A 20652-nucleotide genomic window follows, 5' to 3' on the forward strand; every position below is an offset into this window, starting at 1 on the left:
ATTTTAGACTATTAACGCACTTCTGCATTCACTTTTTCTTCCAGTGATGCTTGGATTTTTTCCATATAGCGTGCGACTTCTTCGTCTGTTAAGCTATCTTCTGGATTTTGGAAGGTCAAGCTATAGGCCATTGACTTCATGCCAACTCCCAGTTTTTCGCCTGAGAAGACGTCAAAGAGTTTGATATCAGTCAAACGTTTCACGCCTGCAGCTTGGATAGCATCTACAACTTCTTGATGAGTGACTTCTGCCTTGAGGAGTAGGGCCACGTCACGGCTGACTGCTGGGAATTTTGTGATTTCCACAAATGGAGCAGCTGGTTGAAGGGCAGCTTCAATGGCTGAAAGGTTAAGTTCAGCTACATAAGTTTCTGGGATATCGTAGGCCTTCGCAGTGACTGGATGCACTTGGCCAAGGAAACCAAGAACTTGGTCACCGAGTGAGATTACGGCTGTACGTCCTGGATGAAGGCTAGCGATTTCAGATGTTGCTGTATAAGTTACTTGGAGTCCCAAACGAGCAAAGAGAGTTTCAAGGATTCCCTTAGCATAGAAGAAATCAACTGGAACTGCTGCTGTTTGGAAATCTTTTTCAGCAACCAAGCCTGTCAAGGCAAAGGCAAAGCTGTTGATTTCGTTTGGTAGGTCTTCTTTTGGATTGCCTGTTTGTTCAAAGACTTTTCCAATCTCGTAAAGAGCCAAGTTTTTGTTCTTACGAGCCACATTGTAGGCAACCGTATCAAGGATACCTGAGACCATATTTTGACGGAGAACGGAGCGATCCACTGTCATTGGCCACATAAGTTCTGTAAGGTTACTTGGTTGAGCTGTGAACTCAACTGCTTTTTCAGGAGTTGTTAGAGCGTAGGTAATGATTTCTGTCAAGCCTGCTCCTTCAGCAATCGTACGGACTTGGCGACGCAATTTTTGTGTTGCAGTCAATTCACCTGCTGTACCATCATCTTTTGGAAGACTGGTTGGCAAACGGTCATAACCATAGATACGAGCGATTTCTTCAAAGAGGTCCGCTTCGATGGCGATATCCCAACGACGACGTGGGACGCTAACGGTAAAGCTTTCTGCATTGCCAGAAAGGCCAAATCCAAGACGACGGAAGACATCTTCGACATCAGCGTATGAAAGTTCTGTTCCAAGGACACGGTTGACATCGGCAAGAGTTGAAGATACTTCTACATCCGAAGTGTCAAGCTCACCCGCTGAAACGATGCCCTTACGCACCGTCGCACCTGCAAGTTCTGCAATCATGCTAGCTGCAGCATCCAAGGCCTCATTGACTGTTGCCACATTGATGCCTTTTTCAAAGCGAGAAGACGACTCAGAACGAAGGTTGAGGCGTCCGCTAGTCTTGCGAATCGATTTGCCATTGAAAACAGCCGCTTCAAGGACAACACGACTAGATTTCTCAGAGATTTCTGTTGCTTGACCGCCCATGACACCTGCAAGGGCTACTGGTTTGTCAGCGACAGTGATGATTAAGTCATTTGTTTCCAAGTCACGTTCTTCACCATCCAAGGTCACCAATTTTTCACCAGCACGCGCTTCACGCACACGAATCTCGCTTCCTTCAAAGGTATCCAAGTCAAAGGCATGCATCGGTTGACCAAAGTAAAGCAGGATGTAGTTGGTTACGTCAACTACGTTATTGATCGGACGAATCCCTTCGTTCATAAGAAGGTTTTGCAACCATTGTGGACTTGGTGCGATGGTTGCATTGTCCAAGATACGGGCTGCATAGTAAGGCGCCTTGTCGGTATCGATACTTACAGAAAGTGCATCTGCTGCAGCTTCATTTGTTTCTGTTAAACTGAATTCTTTAAAGTTGACTGCCTTGTCATAGATGGCTGCCACTTCATGAGCCACCCCACGCATAGATAGAGCGTCTGCACGGTTTGGCGTGATAGAAAGTTCGATGATTTCGTCATCCAAGTCTAGGTAAGAGAAAACTTCATCCCCAGGAACAGCATCTTGAGGCAATATTTGGATTCCATCTGCGAATTCCTTCGGTACGACCGAGTCAGAAATACCTAGTTCACCAAGCGAACAGATCATTCCAAGTGACTCTAAACCACGGATTTTCCCTTTTTTAATCTTGTAATTATCAGCAATACGAGCTCCCGGAAGTGCCACCATGACCTTGATACCAGCACGCACATTTGGGGCACCACAAACGATTTGACGGGCTTCTTCTTCGCCAACGTTAACCTGACAGACATGCAAGTGAGTTTCTGGCACATCTTTGCAAGACAAGACCTCACCGACGACAATTTTTGAGAGACCGGCAGCCGGTGATTCGACACCTTCGACCTCAATCCCTGTAGTTGACATTTTCTCAGCCAACTCTTGTGATGGCACATCAATGTCCACCAATTCTTTTAACCATTTATAAGATACAAGCATAATTCTGATTGTAAGATCTCACCGAGTAAGACCTTTTCAATTCCTTTCTTTTTCTTCGAGTCAGTCGTTTCTTTTTTAACTATATAAAATGTGAGCGACTGTATAGGACTGTGTTTCAGGTTTCAATCTTATTTAAACTGTTCTGAGAAGCGGACATCCCCTTGGTAGAAGCCACGGATATCGTTGATTCCGTAACGGAGCATAGCGACACGCTCTTGTCCAAGACCAAAGGCAAATCCAGAATAAACAGTCGCATCGATTCCACTCATTTCAAGGACACGTGGGTGAACCATACCGGCCCCCATAATCTCAATCCAACCTGTTTTCTTACATACGTTACAGCCTTCTCCACCACACTTGAAGCAAGAAACATCCACTTCAACAGATGGCTCTGTGAATGGGAAATAAGATGGACGCAAACGGATCTGACGCTCTTCACCGAACATCTTTTGGACAATCAACTGAAGGGTTCCTTGAAGGTCTGCCATAGAGATGTTTTTCCCAACAACCAATCCTTCGATTTGGTGGAACTGGTGACTGTGGGTTGCATCGTCCGTATCACGACGGAACACACGCCCTGGTGAGATCATCTTCAAAGGACCTTTTGAAAAATCATGAGCATCCATAGCACGCGCCTGAACTGGAGACGTGTGAGTACGGAGCAAGATTTCTTCTGTGATATAGAAAGTGTCCTGCATATCGCGGGCTGGGTGATCTTTTGGGAGGTTCATACGCTCGAAGTTATAGTAGTCTTGCTCCACTTCAAAACCATCCACGACTTGGTACCCCATCCCGATGAAAATATCTTCGATTTCTTCACTGGTTTGTGTGAGGACATGACGATGCCCAGTCGCAACTGGGCGACCTGGAAGTGTCACATCAATGCTCTCGCTAGCTAGTTGAGCTGCGACTTTCTTTTCTTCCAAGAGCTTAGCTGTTTCTTCAAAGGCTGCCGTCAAAACATCACGAGCTTCATTAACATGTTTCCCGATGATTGGACGCATCTCAGCAGAGACATCTTTCATCCCTTTGAGGATTTCCGTAAGCGACCCTTTTTTACCAAGGACAGAGACACGCAAATCTTGCATTTCTTTTTCATTTTCAGCAGTAATCTGCTTCAAGCTAGCCAGCGTTTCTTCGCGAAGCGCTTTTAATTGTTCTTCAATAGTTGACATAATTCCTCCATCAGTCTCTCGTAGATAAAAAGAAAACCACATGCCAAAAACTCCACTCGGAGCGTTGACACGCGGTACCATCCGTTTTCATCTGACAAGTCAGACCTTCATTTCTAAATCCATGCGCAAGTGAATTCACCCAGCTTTCATATAGAGAGCTTGCAGTCACGGCTCTCCTCCCTGATATACTTCCCTTGAGTTACTAGTCTTGCGGATTCCTATTCAATTACTACTTAGTTTATCAGATTTTTAGTTAAAAAACAAGTTAGATTAGACTAATTTCAATATAAAAAGGAACAAGACACAATGCATTACCTATTTGTAGGATCTGTTTCACCTGCTTTCCTTTTCAATAAAAGAGTTGCTGCTTGATTAAAACCATCACACCAGTTATACCATTTTGCTTCATACTCATCTTGAGATACGATATGATTTTTTAAATCCAGAACAGAGTAAATCTTTCTTTCCTCACAAGCTTGCGCATAGAGATAATACAGTTCATCGCCACCATCTCTATCCCACTCAGCAGAAATCGTATCCCTACCTGCCAATAAAGCCTGATAAGCCCTGTGATGCCCGTCTGTAATCAACAAGCAGTCTCCGAATGCAAGAACACTGATTGGAGCAACATTGATTATTTCTACCGACTGATAAAGCATCTGGATATCTTGTAACTTCTTTTCTGATAAGTATAGTTGAGTCGGATGGAGATCTGTTATATTGACTTTCATTTCTTTTTCCTCAAAGGAATTTGATGCTCACTTCTGCTTGCCTTTAAATCGCCATTGGAAGCGAAGCTTGTCATAGAAAGGAAATTCGATAAACAAGACTCCCAAGCCCACACAGAAACTGGCAAGAACATCTGATGGGTAGTGAACTCCCAGATAGACCCGAGATAGAAGCACACTGACTAGGTAGACCCCAAGGACGATTTGCACAATTTTTCTCCAAACCGGATCTTTAATCCGTTGACTGAGAATGACAATCAAGGTCCCTACCATCAAAGTTACAGCCAGAGAATGGCCACTTGGAAAAGAAAATCCTTTCTCCTCTACCAGATGTAAGATAGCTGGTCGTGGACGCTGGTAAATATTTTTAAAGGTCACGATCAAAAGACCGGCTAAGGCTAGATTGCCCGTCATGAAGTAGCTTTCTATCTTCCACTGCTTACGATAAAAGATAAAGGCTGCGATGGCAACCCAGGTGATGATTACTGGGATATCAATCAAATGCGTAAGCGCACGGAACAGAACAGTCAAATAATCTGGCAAGTCCCCACGAAGTGCAGTCTGAATCGGTTGATCAAAACCGACCAGTGTTTCAGGATAGAACTTAACCATATAGCCAAGAAGGACGAAAAGTAAAAGGGCAAAACTGCCCTTCATTAAAAATGTTTGTTTATCTCTCATAATGTTTTAAGGTTGGTTTCAAGAGGACGTATAACAACCAGAATGAAACGGCAAAGATTAAACCTTCAATCAGGTTAAAAGGTAAAACCATGGTCATCAAGTAGTTAGAAAGTCCTATAATTTCTCTAATATCAAAGTTGGCAAACTGCGCGTATAAAGGAACCGCATAGACATAGTTGAGAACCAACATAGCAGCAGTCAAGCCGACAGTTCCCGCTAGAGATGCTAGTAGGAAACGAAGGGTGCTGCGTTCCTTTTTCCAAATCAAACCAAAGACGATAACAAAAACTCCCAAGGCCACGATATTCATTGGCAAACCAATGTAAGTATTCACTCCTTGGCTATTCAGAAGCAACTTCAAGAGTGATCGCAACAAGAGAATCCCGAGAGCAGCAGGCAAGTCCATGACCACCAAGCCCACAAGGACTGGCAAGATACTAAACTCGATCTTGAGGAAGGTCGCCGCTGGCAAGAGCGGAAAGTCAAAGTACATCAGCACAAATGAAATGGCTGATAAAATCGCAATGGTCGAAAGTCGACGTGTGTTTGTCATAACAGGTTCCTCCAATTTTCTATAAAATCAGAAGAAGTTGGAAAGGATCCCTCTATCTATTCTCAATTTTTATATCCCAAAAGTTCCCCCTCACTCTTTTGAGCAAGCGGTTGCAATTCATCTATAAACTCATCAGAACAGACAAAGCCATTCTTTCGTCTTCTCCCATCCAGACTATACTGTCGGTTGTGGAATCGCACCACATCAGCTTGCGCTCGCGGACTTCTTTAAGGGAAGGAAATAGAGTTTTTTCTTTTAGACTAGGCGACAAGCTGTAGGCATAACTTCCAGTTAGGCAAAACTTGTCAACAAAGTTTTAAAGGAAAAATTTTTTCCTAATGATACTCAATGAAAATCAAAGAACAAACTAGGAAGCTAGCCGCGGGCTGTACTTGAGTACGGCAAGGCGAAGCTGACGTGGTTTGAATTGGATTTTCGAAGAGTATTAAAGTCACCGCCGGTCGGGAATCACACCCAGCCCTGAAGACCCTTTAATCATAACAAAAAACGCTTGCAAGTGCAAGCATTTTGATTATTTCAATTTATCTGCTTCATAGGTGTGAACAAGCTCAAGACCTGCAAAGTTCTGCTGGCGGAGGGCTTCATAAACAATCATGCATACGGTATTGGAAACATTGAGACTGCGGACATGTTCATCGTTCATAGGAATGCGGAGAGCTGTCTCAGGATGTTCACGCATAAAGTCCTCTGGCAAGCCCTTGTCTTCACGTCCGAAAAGAAAATAGTGGTCTTCGTCAGTCGATAAATCCACCTCAGAATACACTTTCTCAGCAAATTTCGAAATCAGATAGACTTGTCCTTTCATCTGAGACATAAAGTCTGCCAAGTTATCATAAAAATGAATCTCTAACTTATCCCAATAATCCAAACCAGCCCGTTTCATCTTGCGATCATCAATGGGAAAGCCCATTGGTTTAATGATGTGGAGGGGAGAATTGGTCGCAGCGCAGGTACGCGCAATGTTACCTGTATTTTGCGGAATCTGAGGTTCAAATAATACAATGTGATTTGTCATGACGGGTTTCCTTTTACCATTGCAAAAAAATAGCCACACTGCCCGGAGTCAAGCTCAGCAAACAGCGTGGTTAAGGCGTCGTTAACTTACCTCACAACAGGTTTGAAGTAAATCAGCGAAACTACTTCCTTAGTATAACACTTTCAGAATCATTGTCAATAGAAATGACTTGATTTTTTTACTTTTTTTGATGATATTTTCATGTTTGGTTATTCCCTTTCTGAAAAGGTATGGTAAAAGAGCCAAATCACTTCAAATCAGTGGCATTGTCATAGCAGTTAAACAAATGTATCTTCAAAACTTGAAAAAAGCCTTTCTTCCCCTAAAAATCGCCTTAGCAAGTGCATTTTTTGCTAAAAAAGGGTATGATAGTTACATCATGAAAAAGTAGGTTTTTTATATGAAAATTGTCCTTGTTGGTGGAGGGAAAGTTGGTTTCGCCCTCTGTCGTTCACTGGTTGCAGAAAACCATGACGTTGTCCTCATCGAACAAGATGAGGCTGTCCTCAATCACATTGTCAGTCGCTATGATATCATAGGTCTCCTTGGAAATGGTGCTGACTTTGCCATCTTAGAGCAAGCCGGTGTCCAAGAGTGCGATATCTTTATCGCCCTAACCGAACACGATGAAGTGAATATGATTTCAGCGGTACTTGCTAAAAAAATGGGCGCTAAAGAAACCATCGTTCGGGTGCGAAATCCTGAATACTCTAATGCCTATTTTAAAGAGAAAAATATTCTTGGATTTTCACTTATTGTTAATCCTGAGCTCCTAGCAGCGCGTGCGATCTCAAATATCATTGATTTCCCTAATGCCCTCTCTGTCGAACGATTTGCTGGAGGTCGGGTCAGTCTCATGGAATTTGTTGTCAAGGACTCTAGCGGTCTTTGTCAAATGCCAATCTCAGACTTCCGTAAAAAGTTTGGTAATATCATTGTCTGTGCTATGGAGAGGGATCATCAACTTATGATTCCAAGCGGTGATGTTATTATCCAAGACAAGGATAGGATTTTTGTTACGGGAAATCGTGTAGATATGATGCTTTTCCATAACTATTTTAAATCTCGTGCAGTGAAAAGCTTACTTATCGTTGGAGCTGGAAAGATCGCTTATTATCTACTCGGCATTTTAAAAGACAGTCGCATTAATACCAAGGTCATCGAGATCAATCCTGAAAGAGCTCGTTTCTTCAGTGAAAAGTTCCCCAATCTCTATATTGTCCAAGGAGATGGAACTGCAAAAGACATTTTGCTTGAAGAAAGTGCTCCCCACTATGATGCAGTCGCAACCTTGACTGGGGTTGATGAGGAAAATATCATCACTTCTATGTTTCTTGACCGTGTTGGCGTCCATAAGAATATCACCAAGGTCAACCGAACAAGCCTTTTAGAGATTATCCACGCGCCTGATTTTTCAAGTATTATCACACCAAAAAGCATCGCAGTGGATACCATTATGCACTTTATCCGTGGTCGAGTAAACGCTCAGTATTCAGACCTTCAAGCCATGCACCATCTCGCAAACGGTCAAATTGAAACTCTCCAATTCCAAATCAAGGAAGCTAATAAAATGACTGCCAAACCTCTATCACAGTTGAAATTAAAAAAAGGGGTTCTCATCGCAGCCATTATCCGAAAAGGAAAAACAATCTTCCCTACTGGAGAGGATATGCTTGAGGTGGGAGACAAGTTACTCGTGACGACCTTATTGCCAAATATCACCAAAATTTATGATTTGATTGAGAGGTAAAAAATGAATAAAAGTATGATTCGTTACCTCCTCTCAAAGCTTCTCTTGATTGAGGCTGTTCTTCTCCTAGTTCCTGTTAGTGTAGCGATCTATTACCAAGAATCCAGTCAAGTATTTATCGCTCTCTTTTCTACGATTGGAATTTTAGTCCTTCTCGGTGGCCTAGGCGTTTTACGGAAACCGAAAAACCAACGGATTTATGCCAAGGAAGGGGTCTTAATTGTTGCCCTCTGTTGGATTCTATGGTCTTTCTTTGGTGGCCTCCCCTTTGTCTTTTCAGGACAAATCCCCAGCATTATCGATGCCTTCTTTGAAATCAGTTCTGGATTTACAACTACAGGAGCAACTATTCTGAACGATGTTTCCGTCCTCACTCGTTCCCTCCTCTTCTGGCGAAGTTTCACCCACTTGATCGGAGGGATGGGGGTACTCGTCTTTGCGCTTGCCATTATGGACAATGCCAAGAATAGCCACTTGGAGGTGATGAAGGCTGAGGTCCCTGGACCCGTCTTTGGCAAGGTCGTATCCAAGCTAAAAAACACTGCCCAGATTCTCTATCTGCTTTATCTGGCTCTCTTCTCCCTTTTTGTGGTTATCTACTACCTAGCAGGTATGCCTCTCTATGATAGTTTTGTCATCGCTATGGGAACGGCAGGAACTGGGGGATTTACCGTCTATAACGACGGAATTGCCCACTATGGTAGCTCACTCATCACCTATCTAGTTAGTATCGGAGTTCTGGTTTTTGGAGTTAACTTCAATCTCTACTACTACCTCATGCTCCGTCGGGTTAAGGCTTTCTTTGGAGATGAAGAACTACGAGCATATATCATCATTGTTCTAGTTTCTACCGGCTTGATTACGCTTAATACGCTCCACCTCTATCAAGGTGTCTCTAAGAGTGTTGAAATGGCCTTCTTCCAGGTTTCCAATATCATCACGACAACAGGTTTTGGTTACGGAGATATTACCAACTGGCCCCTCTTCTCCCAATTTATCCTCCTCTTCCTCATGGGAATCGGTGGATCAGCTGGCTCAACTGCAGGTGGTCTTAAGGTGATCAGAGGACTTATCCTCTCTAAAATCGCAAAAAATCAGATTTTGTCCACTTTATCCCCTCACCGTGTTTTGACTCTACACGTCAATAAAACTGTGATTGATAAGGATACCCAGCACAAAATTCTTAAATATTTTACTATCTATATGATGATTATTCTCTCTCTCATCTTTATCGTCAGTCTTGATAGCAATGATTTTCTAGTCGTAACCAGTGCTGTCTTCAGCTGTTTTAACAATATCGGACCTATTCTAGGTACAACCTCGAGTTTTTCCATCTTTAGTCCCATCTCTAAAATCCTCCTCTCCTTTGCAATGATTGCAGGTCGCTTAGAGATTTACCCAATTTTGCTACTCTTTATGAAACGCACTTGGTCTAAACGCTAATGATAATACAATTCCCCTTTTACAAGCCAGTAGAAGGGGAATTTTTCTATTAAAAATGAGAAGACCTTTCGGTCCTCTCCTAATTTGTTTATTCTTTAAGAGCTTTCTTGTAACGAGCAAGTTCTGCTTGGTTAGCCCAAACGTAGTGACCTGGACGAATTTCTACCATAGATGGCTTGTCTGTCTCATAGTCATGTTGGTCAGGATCGTAAACTTTCAAAACCTTCTTGCGTTCCAAGATTGGATCTGGAATCGGCACAGCAGATAGAAGTGCTTGAGTGTATGGATGGACAGGATTGTTAAACAACTCCTCTGTCTCCGCCACTTCGACGATAACTCCCTTATAGATAACCGCGATACGATCTGAGATAAAGCGAACAACTGACAAATCATGCGCGATAAAGAGATAGGTCAAGCCCAACTCTTTTTGGAACTTCTTGAGCAAGTTCAAGACTTGCGCACGCACTGATACGTCCAAGGCTGAAATTGGCTCATCCGCAATAACGAAATCAGGTTCCATCACAAGGGCACGGGCAATCCCGATACGCTGACGTTGACCACCAGAAAACTCGTGTGGGTAACGGGTCAAGTGTTCTTTCAAAAGCCCAACTTCATGAATCATCTTTTGAACTTTTTCTTTTCGATCTTCTTCATCTTTAAACAAGTGATAGTTGTAAAGACCTTCAGAGATGATATAGTCAACTGTTGCACGCTCATTCAAGCTAGCTGCAGGGTCCTGGAAAATCATCTGGATGCGACGGATCAAATCTGATGATTCCTTATGAGATTTTTTCCCATTAATCTTATGACCATCAAAGATGATTTCACCTTTACTAGTATTATTTAAACCAATAATGGCACGACCAATCGTTGTTTTCCCACTACCAGACTCACCAACAAGAGAGAAGGTTTCTCCCTTGTTGATAAAGAAGTTGGCGTTTTTAACCGCGACAAACTTCTTACTTCCTTCACCGAAGGAAATTTCTAAATCTTTAATTTCTACTAATTTTTCAGACATTTCCTTCCTCCTAGTCTTCTAGATGAGCAAAGCCCATTTTATCACGAATTTTGTCATGCAAATCTGCAATGACTCCAGGTTTTTCAACTTTAGGAGCATTCTCATGAAGCAACCAAGTCTTAGCCCAGTGAGTATCCGTGACTGAAAACTGAGGTGCTTTCTGTTCAAAGTCAATTTGCATCGCATAATCTGAACGAAGGGCAAAGGCATCACCTTTCAACTCAGTATAAAGAGACGGTGGTGTTCCAGGGATAGAGTACAATTCCCCTTTATCGTCAGCAAGCTGAGGCAAGCTAGACAAGAGACTCCAAGTATATGGATGACGTGGGTCGTAGAAAACTTCCTCAACAGTTCCGTATTCTACAATTTCCCCAGCATACATAACCGCTACCTTATCGGCAATACTTGCTACCACACCAAGGTCATGGGTGATAAAGATAATGGTAAAGTGGTACTCATTTTGCAAGGTTTTAAGCAAATCAATGATTTGCGCTTGAATGGTAACGTCAAGGGCCGTTGTTGGCTCGTCACAGATCAAGATATCTGGACGACAGGCAAGGGCAATTGCAATAACAATACGTTGGCGCATCCCTCCAGAATATTGGAAAGGATACTCTTCAAAACGTTTTTCAGCATCTGGGATTCCGACCTTGTTCATATAGTCGATTGCCATCTCTTTGGCTTCCTTAGCTGTTTTCCCTTGGTGTTTAACGATAACTTCAGTGATTTGGCTACCGATTGTATTGATTGGGTCCAAACTTGTCATAGGGTCTTGGAAGATGGTCGCAATTTTAGCACCACGAATCTTCTCCCATTCTTTGTTAGAAGTAAGAGCAGTCAAGTCTTGTCCACGATAGTCGATGCTTCCTTGGGCAATACGTCCATTGTCTTCTAACATCCCTGTAAAGGTTTTTGTTAAAACAGATTTACCAGAACCGGACTCACCTACCAAGGCAAGAACTTCTCCTTCAATCAGGTCCAGAGACACTCCTCGGATAGCCGTCAGAACTTTGTCACGAACGTCAAATTCCACGACAATATCACGAGCAGTCAAAATTACATTACTTTCTTTTGTCATGTCTACTCCTATCTATGTGTACGTGGATCACTAGCATCCGCTAGGTTTTGACCAACAACAAAAAGAGATAGGGATACCAAGATCAAGGTTGTCAACGGAATCCAGAACAAGTAAGCGTTGGTCGTAACGTTTTGTGAGTAATCTGAGATCAAACGTCCCAAACTTGGCACTGTTACAGGTAATCCCAATCCAAAGAAGGAAAGGAAGGCTTCATAAGAGATGAAGCTTGGCAACATCAAGGTCATCGTAGAAACAATAACAGATACCAATTGCGGCATGATGTTTTTAACGATGATTTTAAAGGTTGGTGTTCCAAGTGTTTGAGAAGCAAGGTTGTATTCCAAGTCACGGTAACGCATGATTTGGATACGAATCATATAAGCAATCCCAATCCAAGTTGTCACACTCATGGCAAAAATCAAATTCCAGAAACCAGCACCAATTGAGTAAGTCAAGACAATGACAATCAAGAGAGATGGAATGTTTGAAATAATGTTATAAACTTCCATCATGATACGGTCAACGGATTTTGAAATCCCCCAGATTCCACCAACAATAACCCCAATTACAAGGTTGATAAAAGTTGCGATTACAGAGATGAGGATAGAGTTACGCGCACCAAACCAAACCCCGTCAAACAAGGATTTACCATTACTATCTGTACCAAACCAATGTTCAGCATTGGGTTTGATAAAACGAGCAGAAAAGTCATTGACCTTACTTACATCGTTGAAGTCAAAGTTTGAGAACATTGGGTAAATAAAGCTCATCAAGATAATGGCAACCAAAATCCCCAACATAATGACTGTTGATTTTTTCTTTAGAAATTGTCTAAATACAGAACCCCAGTATGAATAGGCAGGAGCATCAATTGTTTCAGAGGCAAAATCGTCACGTTTTACGAACTGAAATTTTTCTTTATCGATTGTTGACATTATTTGCCTCCTTTCTCTGTCAATTTAATACGTGGGTCAAGCATGGTCATCCAGATGTCTCCTACAAAGAGTGAGAAGATAGAAATACATGTGAAAATGAAGACAAGACCAACTACCATTGAGTTATTTGATGCCTTAACAGAGTCAATCAACATTTTACCCATACCTGGGAAGGCGAAGACTGTTTCTGTCAATGTTGCACCACCAATAACCCCGATTACGGCACCAGGAATACCTGAAACCAAAGGAACCATGGCATTTTTAAAGATGTGTTTATTTGAAATTTCTTTTTCAGACAAACCTTTTGCACGAGCAAAACGAACGAAGTCCTGAGATTGCAAGTCGATCATGTAACGACGAATCCAGATAGCTGTACTTGGTGCACCCAGCAAACCTAGAATGACTGCTGGCAAGACATATGAACGCCAGTCCCCTGCTCCCAAGATAGGAAATGAATCTGGCAGACCGATAGATGATCCAATCAAGCGCACGATATAAACCAAGGCAATCGTTGGAAGGGCAAGCAAGAAGGTTAGAGCACCTGTCGAGAAGCTATCAATCCAAGTATTCTTGTGGCGAGCCATAGCAGATCCAAGTGGAATCGCAATCGCATACGAAATAATCAAACCAATCAAACCAGCAACCGCTGAGCTTGCGATCATTGAAGGATATTGATAATTGCTTTCTGTAGCTGTATATGGATCGTCTTTACCATAGTTGGCTACTTCACGCGCATCTGCTTGACTTGGAGATTTGTAAGTACGAGAGTAAATATCTACAGATGAAGTCTTTTTACCTGTAGGGAATTGAACTTCTGATGTCTTAGTTTGTCCCTGACCTTGTGTGATAACTTGAAGCACTGGTGTGTTTGCATAAGTTGGGTAAGAGTCACCCAAGTTAATGTTCACAAAGTTCTGGTGTACAAATGGGAATTGATTGTTGAAATACAAAAGGTATTTATGTTTTGTACCTGAACCAACCAATGACCAACCAATAGCAGGGTCATTTTCAAAACGAAGATAACGTTGCAAGTTTGGATTTTCAGGATCTTGAATCTTGTTTGTATGATCAATATCAATCAAGTTCGCATAGAATTTGAAAACACGTTCAAAAATTGGAATTTCACGCGTAGCATAGAATTGACCACTTTCTGAGAACTCACCGAGTGTCCAACCATTTCCTAGTTGGTTGATGTATTTTTCGTAGATTGCCTTATTGGTATCATTGGCATCCACTGTTACAGATGAGTCCATTGTGCTCGCTCTTTCTTGCAACTCCTTGGTATCGTAGTACTCGATATAGCCCATCCGTTCATAAACGGTATTTTCATAATTATCCCGCTTGTCCGGCGTCGTTGCAATCTTGTTATAGTTGGTATCCTGCTTGAAAATCAGTTTTCGAGGAACCATCGTATAGATAATTGTGTAGGTCAAGGTTGTCACCAAGAAAATAGACAACAATGAACGCAATACACGCATAAAAATATATTTCTTCATATCGTTTCCTTTTAAAATCCCAAAAGAACCTTCTCCTCATGGAGAGAAAGTTCTCTTGAGAGTTATTTATTTAACGTGATTAGCCAATTCTTTTTGAACTTTTTCGTTTGATTCTTTTTTCTCTTTGAGCCATTTTTCACGAGCTTGTTCATAATCAGCTTTTGTTACAACCTTGTCTTGTAACTGAATATACTTAAAGTATACGTCTGAGCCCTTATCTCCAGATTGACTGTATGATGCAGAGAAAGGCACAACACGAGAAATGATTGGTGCAGCACCACTTGATGACATAGCTGGCAAGAAGAGTGAGCTATCTGTCAACCAAGCTTGGGCAGCCGCATATTTTTCATAACGAACATTCAAGTCACTTGTTTCTTTTCCTGCTTCATCAACTAACTTATCGTATTCTTTCAAACCAACTTGAGCCGCTGCAGCATTATCTGCACCTTCGTAACCCATATAGGTTTTTGTTTGTTCAGCATTCGTTGTTTTCAAGATATCAAGGTAAGTTGATGGATCTTCATAGTCAGGGTTCCATCCAACAGCACCTGAGAGATCCCAATCTTCTGCCGCTGCGCTAGCTGCGTAGTATGTAATATTCTGTAGTTCATCTGTAGTGATTTGTTGGATATCGATGACTACGTTTTCTTCTCCAAGTACTGTCTCAACGGATTGTTTGAAGGATTGAATACGTGCGATATAGTTTTTAGATGTTTGGTCTACTGGGATATCCAAGTGGATAGGGAATTTCACACCTTCTGCTTCCAATGCTGTTTTAGCTTTGGCAAATTCGGCTTTGGCTTTATCGGCGTTGAAAAGTCCATCTTGACCATCCGCAAAGTTTACATTCTTCCATTCATCACCGTAAGCCGCCATCTTTTCAGTTACCAAGTCACCGAAAGTTTTTTCGCCTGCAGAGACAAAGTCTGGTTTCACAAAGAGGTTACGAACTGCAAGAGGAGCACCTTCCTTACCATTAATTTGTGCTGAGTAAGAAGTACGGTCAAAGGCAAAGTTCAAAGCCTGACGGAAGTCCTTGTTAAGAAGGGCTTTCTTAGTAGAAGTCTTCTCTTCATCAGTTGTCTTAGAAGTGTATTTGTAACCTTGACGGTCAATATTTACACCCAAACCACCAATACCTGGACCTGATGGAGTGTAGTAGATATTGTCTTTGTATGTTTCTTCTACCTTAGAGTAGTTTGAACTTGTTGGGAAGAGACGGGCATAGCTATAAGCCCCACTTGTAAAGTTACGTTCAATTGATTCTTGATCTGAACCATCATAGTAAGCAAGTGTTACTTTATCAAGATGAACATTGTCTTTGTCCCAATAGTTTTCATTCTTCACAAATTCGATAGATGACTTAGCAGTCAAACCTCTCAGCAAGAATGGTCCATTGTAAAGCAATGATGTAGGGTCAGTCGCTTTACCAAAATCAGATCCTTTTGATTTTTCAAATTCTTCGTTCAATGGCCAGAAGATTGAGTAGGCCAGCTTAGAGTTCCAGTATGGTTCTGGTTTGTTCAAAGTGTATTCAAGGGTGTAATCATCAACTGCTTTTACACCGACTGAAGCAAAATCTTTATTGTTTCCAGCTATATAGTCAGCTAGACCTTTAACTGAATCTTCTGCTAGATACTTAGCTGCTGATTTATTGTCAGCTGCGTGTTTCAAACCATTTACAAAGTCTTTGGCTGTTACTTCAGCATACTCTTCGCCATCAGATGTCATCCATTTGACACCTTTACGAATCTTGTAGGTATAAGTCAAACCATCTTTTGAAACTGACCAGTCTTCTGCAACTGCAGGAACTAAATTCCCATACTTGTCGTTTGTGAAAAGACCGTCGATACCATTTGAAGTGGCAACCTTAGTACTTTGTTTCCCTGAAATGAGGTAATCCAACGTTTCTGGGTCAGCTGTATAAACATAGCCATAATTTTTTGGCGCTGTTGAATCAGATGATTTTGAAGAACCACAAGCAGCTAGTACTCCTGCTGCTAATAAAGCAACACCTGCTGCAACAAATACTCTACTTTTTTTCATGTTTTTAACTCCTCTTGAAAAATTTAGGCTTATTGGAAATTATAACATATATTTTTTAAAAAGTAAACGAATTTTCAGAATATTTTGGCGCATTTCCTCAAAAAACTTCTATTTGTCAAAATTTCTGCATTCTTTGTTTGTTTCTTCAAGAAATACTTTCTAGTCTGATCTTCTTTAGAAAGGGATTTTTACAAGCTTTTTCTCACTTCTTCAATCATCATCTGTTTTCCTAAATTGGATTTTAGAATAAGAAACTATTGACGGGAAATGATTTTCAAGGTATAATAATAAACGTTGAGGCGGTATAGCCAAGTGGTAAGGCACGGCTCTGCAAAAGCTTGATCGTCGGTTCAAATCCGTCTACCGCCTTTCAATACCTGAATTAACAGGAATCAACCAAATGAAAAACCCGTAAAATCGGGCTTTTTTGTTATTCCAAATAGATAGGGATAACTGTATCTACCATATAGGTTTACAAAAAGCAGTGACTCAAGTCACTGCTTTATTCTGTTTCTTCTTCAGGTTCTAGTTCTGTGATTTGAACTTTTACCTTGGTAACACGTCCATTTTTCACCTTATCATTGGTCAGGACGATTTGCTTGTTTTGACTGACCAGTTCATAACTGATTTTTTCAGTTGTTGGAATCGTACCAACACCCGTCAAATAATAACCGGCGATGGTATCCACATCATCGCTTTCTAGTTCGACACCAAAGTAGTTATTGAAGTCGTTAAGATTCATAGTTCCCTGTGCAATATAGGTGTCCTCACCGATTTGATGGACTTCGATTTCTGCTCGGTCTGTCTCGTCGTCGATTTCTCCAACAATCTCCTCCAGCAGGTCTTCCAGTGTGACCAGTCCAGCCATACCACCATATTCATCGAGCAAAATGGCCATTTGTCTTTGGGTATTTCGCAATTCTTTTAGCAAGTCATCCACAAAAATAGTTTCAGGAACAAAGAGTGGATCTTGTAAGATCTTCTTCCAGACAATATTTTCAAAGCCATCTGCATAGGCGGCGTTTAGCAAACGCTTGGTATGAATCAAACCAATCACATTGTCCTTATCCCCATCATAAACAGGGATACGTGAGAAATTTTGCTTTAGAATACTTTGGATAATGGTTTGACTATCATCCTGAATATCCACCATAAAGGCATCTGTCCGAGGAACCATGACTTCTCTCGCCATCAGCTCATCTAGAGAGAAGATCCCTTGTAACATCTCGATTTCGTCTGCATCCAAAGTTTCCTCACTTTTGGTCAACATGTACTCAATTTCATCTCGTGTCATCTTTTCATCAGCATCATCAAAGGTCATTGGCGTCACACGACTCAACAAATTAGTTGAAGCCGACAGAAGCCAAACAAAGGGGCTGACAATTTTCCCCAAACCAATAATGACTGGTGCGGTTCGGATGGCCAAGTTATCTTTCAGATTTAGAGCGATTCTCTTAGGATAGAGTTCCCCAAAAACAATAGAGATGTAGGTCAAAAACGCTAAAGATAAAAAACTTGCAATGGCATAAGCCGTCTCTCCGCTTCCCATCCAAGATGCAATCACTTGTCCAAGGGTATCCGCCAATTTGGCCCCAGACAAGATCGTAATCAAGGTGATACCAACTTGAATCGTTGATAAAAAGTGATTAGGGTTTTCAAGTACCTTTAACAAACGGATATAACGTTTGTCTCCTTCTTCTGCTTTTTGCTCTACTCGGGCACGATTTAGTGACACCATAGCCATTTCGGTGGCTGAGAAAAAGGCATTTAAAAAGGTCAAGATAAATAACAATACAAACTGTAGCAACAAATTCTGACTGCTCGGGTCTTCCATAGTCCTTCTCCTAAAATAGTATCTTGTGTTCCATTATATCATAAAATCCATCAGGATTCACATTATTTTTCATTTAAAGAACAGCTCCCCTGCCTATAGAAGACAAAGGAGCTGTTTTTATAGTATCTATTGTTTCTAATCTATCACTGTTACTTGACCCGTTTGGTAATCAAGTTGGATTCCCTTTTGAACATTGGGGATTAGGACATTGAATTCCAATTCGCCATCTGAAGACTTGGCTTCGATTTGTGAAGCCGATGGAACTAGGTCCTCATTTGTCGCATAGTGGAGCGTCACCCGATAACGGACCCTCTTATTTTGGTCCAAGGCTTTTCTGACCAAACTCTCATAGTAGTTCTGACCTGTCGAATCTTCAGCCTGTGCTTGGTTTGCCCAAGCTGTCTGGACTGCAATGTTCTTGGGATTGCTAGTAGAGGCATCAAAACCATCCAGACCTCCTATCAAGGCATAGCCCAGCAGGTGTCCTCTATCAACTGCATGTGTGTAGGCTCCCTTTAGATTCTTAACCTGATGCCATCCTGGTGGCGTCCAAGAGGTTGAGCCATTTCCAGTCTCTTCACGATTCTTATACTGCCGAGTCGCTTTGGATAAGATGGCATTGGCAACAGTCGGGACTGTTTCTTTTCCAACTGTCTTTGTTTTATTATCCGCATAGGGTTTGCTAGAAACCTTGGCATCTAGATTGGTTTTATTGCCATTGACAACAAAGGCCCCTGCTCCATTCCACTCGAGATTACCCTTGATTTGGTTTTTGATTGACTCAGTTAAGACACTTTCAGCAAGCTCCTGACTGGGAGCTTCTGAAGCTTGTTTTTTCTGACTAACCTTTGTTCTAGGGGAGTTTGGCGCTGTCTGCATCTGCTTGATATAGTAGCTTCCAGCAGCCAAGAGTAAGAATAGAAGTAACCCTATCAGAGCTTGTCTTGTTTTTTTGTCCATTTTTCTCCTTATTTCTTTAGAAAAAGACTGGTCTCCCAGTCTAATTTCCTGTAAATTTGCTAATCAATTCCTGCCACTTTGCTGGAGACAGGATTGCCCATGGATCCTGTCCCTTTCCTAGGATACCATAGCCAACCATCAAGCCGATCCCTAAAGCCAGAAAGCCTAGCAATAGGACGATAAAAATCAACAGTAAACGACGGAGTACATAGCGTAAATTTTTATTCTTCATCATTTGCCTCGATTCGCTGAATCTTCGCTCCTAGCTGAGCCAATTTCTCATGGAAACGGTAGTAACCTCTATCAAGGTGGACTAACTTACCGACAACTGTTTCTCCCTGCGCCACCAGACCTGTCAAAATCAAAGCAGCACTAGCGCGAAGATCCGTTGATAGAACTTCTGCCCCCTGTAAAGCCTGTCCCCCAACAATACGAGCTGTATCACGGATAATCTCTGAATGCAAGCCCATACGGCGCATTTCTTCCAAGTGTTGGAAGCGATTCTCAAACACCGTTTCCACCATGGTGGATTCCCCTTTTGCGACTGTCATCAGAGCTGTAAATTGCGCCTGCATATCTGTTGGAAAGCCTGGATGTGGTAAGGTTTTTACATGAACAGCCTTGAGATTTTCAAGTTGAGAACGAACACGGATACCTTCTGACTCCTCTGTCACTTCAACGCCCATTTCAAGTAGTTTTGAGATTAAGGGGCGATTATGTTCCCAGACTGCATCACGAACGAGGACATCGCCACCAGTCATAGCTGCAGCCACCATAAAGGTTCCGGCTTCGATACGATCTTGAACGACATTGTGGGTCGCACCATGGAGTTCCTCGACACCAGTCACTGTGATGGTTTCGGTACCAGCTCCCTTGACCTTGGCTCCCATTTCATTAAGGAGAATAGCGAGGTCAACAATTTCTGGCTCACGCGCAGCATTTTCAATGACTGTCACACCATCAGCTAGAGTCGCTGCCATCATGAGGTTTTGTGTTGCGCCGACACTAGGGAAGTCCATGTAGATATGAGCGCCATGCAGGCGTTCTGCCTTGGCTTCGATGTAACCAGCTGTCTGGGTGATTTTTGCCCCCATAGCTTCCAAACCTTTGAGGTGGAGGTCGATTGGACGACTCCCGATAGTGCACCCTCCTGGCATAGAAACTTTGGCATGGCCTACACGAGCAAGGATTGGTCCCAAGACTACAATCGATGCACGCATCTTGCTGACATACTTGTATGGAGCTTCCTCCGTGATATCACCAGTCGCATCAACCTCGACAACATGAGCTTTCTCATCAAAGTCCACCTTGGCATTCAGACCTCGAACCACTTGATTCATGGTGAAAACATCTGACAAGATTGGGACGTTCTGCAAGACTGTCTTCCCCTTGCTTGCTAGAATAGTCGCTGCCAACAAGGGTAAGACTGCATTCTTTGCTCCCTCGATCGTCACACTCCCGACCAGACGATTATCTCCGCCTTGAACCACAATTTTTTCCAT

The 20652-nt window shown here is 42.1% G+C and carries 17 protein-coding genes and 1 tRNA gene; 3 read left to right on the forward strand and 15 right to left on the reverse strand.

From position 1 onward, the window contains the following. Positions 1–11 precede the first annotated feature (11 nt). From pheT to HMPREF8578_RS03035, 6 genes are all read right to left on the reverse strand, one after another. Positions 12–2417 carry a phenylalanine--tRNA ligase subunit beta gene (gene pheT, locus HMPREF8578_RS03010; protein ID WP_000961555.1) on the reverse strand — a complete coding sequence of 802 codons (2406 nt, stop codon included), beginning with the start codon at positions 2415–2417 and terminating at the stop codon, positions 12–14. 128 nt (positions 2418–2545) lie between these two features. Further along, positions 2546–3592: a phenylalanine--tRNA ligase subunit alpha gene (gene pheS, locus HMPREF8578_RS03015; RefSeq protein ID WP_000103743.1), complete on the reverse strand. Its 1047-nt coding sequence runs from the start codon at positions 3590–3592 to the stop codon at positions 2546–2548. A gap of 311 nt (positions 3593–3903) precedes the next feature. After that, the gene (locus HMPREF8578_RS03020) at positions 3904–4323 is read right to left on the reverse strand and encodes a hypothetical protein (protein ID WP_000867350.1); all 420 of its coding nucleotides are present in this window, start codon (positions 4321–4323) and stop codon (positions 3904–3906) included. 27 nt (positions 4324–4350) lie between these two features. After that, positions 4351–5001, reverse strand: coding sequence for a phosphatase PAP2 family protein (locus tag HMPREF8578_RS03025; RefSeq protein ID WP_002892627.1), 651 nt, complete (start codon positions 4999–5001; stop codon positions 4351–4353). Then, the gene (locus tag HMPREF8578_RS03030) at positions 4991–5554 is read right to left on the reverse strand and encodes an ECF transporter S component (protein WP_000185848.1); all 564 of its coding nucleotides are present in this window, start codon (positions 5552–5554) and stop codon (positions 4991–4993) included. The genes HMPREF8578_RS03025 and HMPREF8578_RS03030 overlap by 11 nt, the downstream gene beginning before the upstream one ends. Before the next feature lie 532 nt (positions 5555–6086). Continuing rightward, entirely contained in the window at positions 6087–6590 is a 504-nt protein-coding gene (locus HMPREF8578_RS03035) for a tRNA (cytidine(34)-2'-O)-methyltransferase (protein ID WP_000181361.1), read from the reverse strand. 400 nt (positions 6591–6990) lie between these two features. Here HMPREF8578_RS03035 and trkA point away from each other — a divergent pair, with 400 nt between their 5' ends. Together trkA and HMPREF8578_RS03050 are read left to right on the forward strand one after the other, a co-directional pair. Continuing rightward, positions 6991–8340 carry a Trk system potassium transporter TrkA gene (trkA, locus tag HMPREF8578_RS03045; protein WP_000706811.1) on the forward strand — a complete coding sequence of 450 codons (1350 nt, stop codon included), beginning with the start codon at positions 6991–6993 and terminating at the stop codon, positions 8338–8340. Between the two features lie 3 nt (positions 8341–8343). Beyond that, positions 8344–9783: a TrkH family potassium uptake protein gene (locus HMPREF8578_RS03050; protein WP_002892630.1), complete on the forward strand. Its 1440-nt coding sequence runs from the start codon at positions 8344–8346 to the stop codon at positions 9781–9783. Between the two features lie 88 nt (positions 9784–9871). Here the strand turns inward: HMPREF8578_RS03050 and HMPREF8578_RS03055 are convergent, their stop codons facing one another. The 5 genes from HMPREF8578_RS03055 to HMPREF8578_RS03075 form a co-directional block, all read right to left on the reverse strand. Next, a complete protein-coding gene (locus tag HMPREF8578_RS03055) occupies positions 9872–10801 on the reverse strand; it encodes an ATP-binding cassette domain-containing protein (RefSeq protein ID WP_001291308.1) in 930 nt (309 codons plus the stop codon). Positions 10802–10811: 10 nt separating this feature from the next. Then, positions 10812–11879 carry an ABC transporter ATP-binding protein gene (locus HMPREF8578_RS03060; protein ID WP_000159801.1) on the reverse strand — a complete coding sequence of 356 codons (1068 nt, stop codon included), beginning with the start codon at positions 11877–11879 and terminating at the stop codon, positions 10812–10814. An 8-nt stretch (positions 11880–11887) separates the two neighbouring features. Continuing rightward, positions 11888–12814, reverse strand: coding sequence for an oligopeptide ABC transporter permease OppC (gene oppC, locus HMPREF8578_RS03065; RefSeq protein ID WP_000103694.1), 927 nt, complete (start codon positions 12812–12814; stop codon positions 11888–11890). Next, positions 12814–14310, reverse strand: a complete 1497-nt coding sequence (locus HMPREF8578_RS03070) for an ABC transporter permease (protein ID WP_000759890.1) — start codon at positions 14308–14310, stop codon at positions 12814–12816. The genes oppC and HMPREF8578_RS03070 overlap by 1 nt, the downstream gene beginning before the upstream one ends. Positions 14311–14376: 66 nt before the next feature. Next, positions 14377–16356, reverse strand: a complete 1980-nt coding sequence (locus HMPREF8578_RS03075) for a peptide ABC transporter substrate-binding protein (RefSeq protein ID WP_000749711.1) — start codon at positions 16354–16356, stop codon at positions 14377–14379. 298 nt (positions 16357–16654) lie between these two features. On the opposite strand from HMPREF8578_RS03075, the gene HMPREF8578_RS03080 reads away from it, so the two are divergent. Next, positions 16655–16725, forward strand: a tRNA-Cys gene (locus HMPREF8578_RS03080). Between the two features lie 133 nt (positions 16726–16858). Here the strand turns inward: HMPREF8578_RS03080 and HMPREF8578_RS03085 are convergent. The 4 genes from HMPREF8578_RS03085 to murA form a co-directional block, all read right to left on the reverse strand. Next, positions 16859–18190, reverse strand: a complete 1332-nt coding sequence (locus tag HMPREF8578_RS03085) for a hemolysin family protein (protein WP_000390011.1) — start codon at positions 18188–18190, stop codon at positions 16859–16861. Between the two features lie 135 nt (positions 18191–18325). Further along, positions 18326–19150 carry a DNA/RNA non-specific endonuclease gene (locus HMPREF8578_RS03090; RefSeq protein ID WP_000359006.1) on the reverse strand — a complete coding sequence of 275 codons (825 nt, stop codon included), beginning with the start codon at positions 19148–19150 and terminating at the stop codon, positions 18326–18328. A gap of 40 nt (positions 19151–19190) precedes the next feature. Then, the gene (locus HMPREF8578_RS03095; protein ID WP_000977280.1) at positions 19191–19385 is read right to left on the reverse strand and encodes a DNA-directed RNA polymerase subunit beta; all 195 of its coding nucleotides are present in this window, start codon (positions 19383–19385) and stop codon (positions 19191–19193) included. Continuing rightward, the gene (murA, locus tag HMPREF8578_RS03100) at positions 19372–20652 is read right to left on the reverse strand and encodes a UDP-N-acetylglucosamine 1-carboxyvinyltransferase (protein ID WP_000411924.1); all 1281 of its coding nucleotides are present in this window, start codon (positions 20650–20652) and stop codon (positions 19372–19374) included. Before murA ends, HMPREF8578_RS03095 begins: the two co-directional genes overlap by 14 nt.

The organism is Streptococcus oralis ATCC 49296, from assembly GCF_000185265.1.
In the GTDB taxonomy this organism is placed as follows: domain Bacteria; phylum Bacillota; class Bacilli; order Lactobacillales; family Streptococcaceae; genus Streptococcus; species Streptococcus oralis_BC.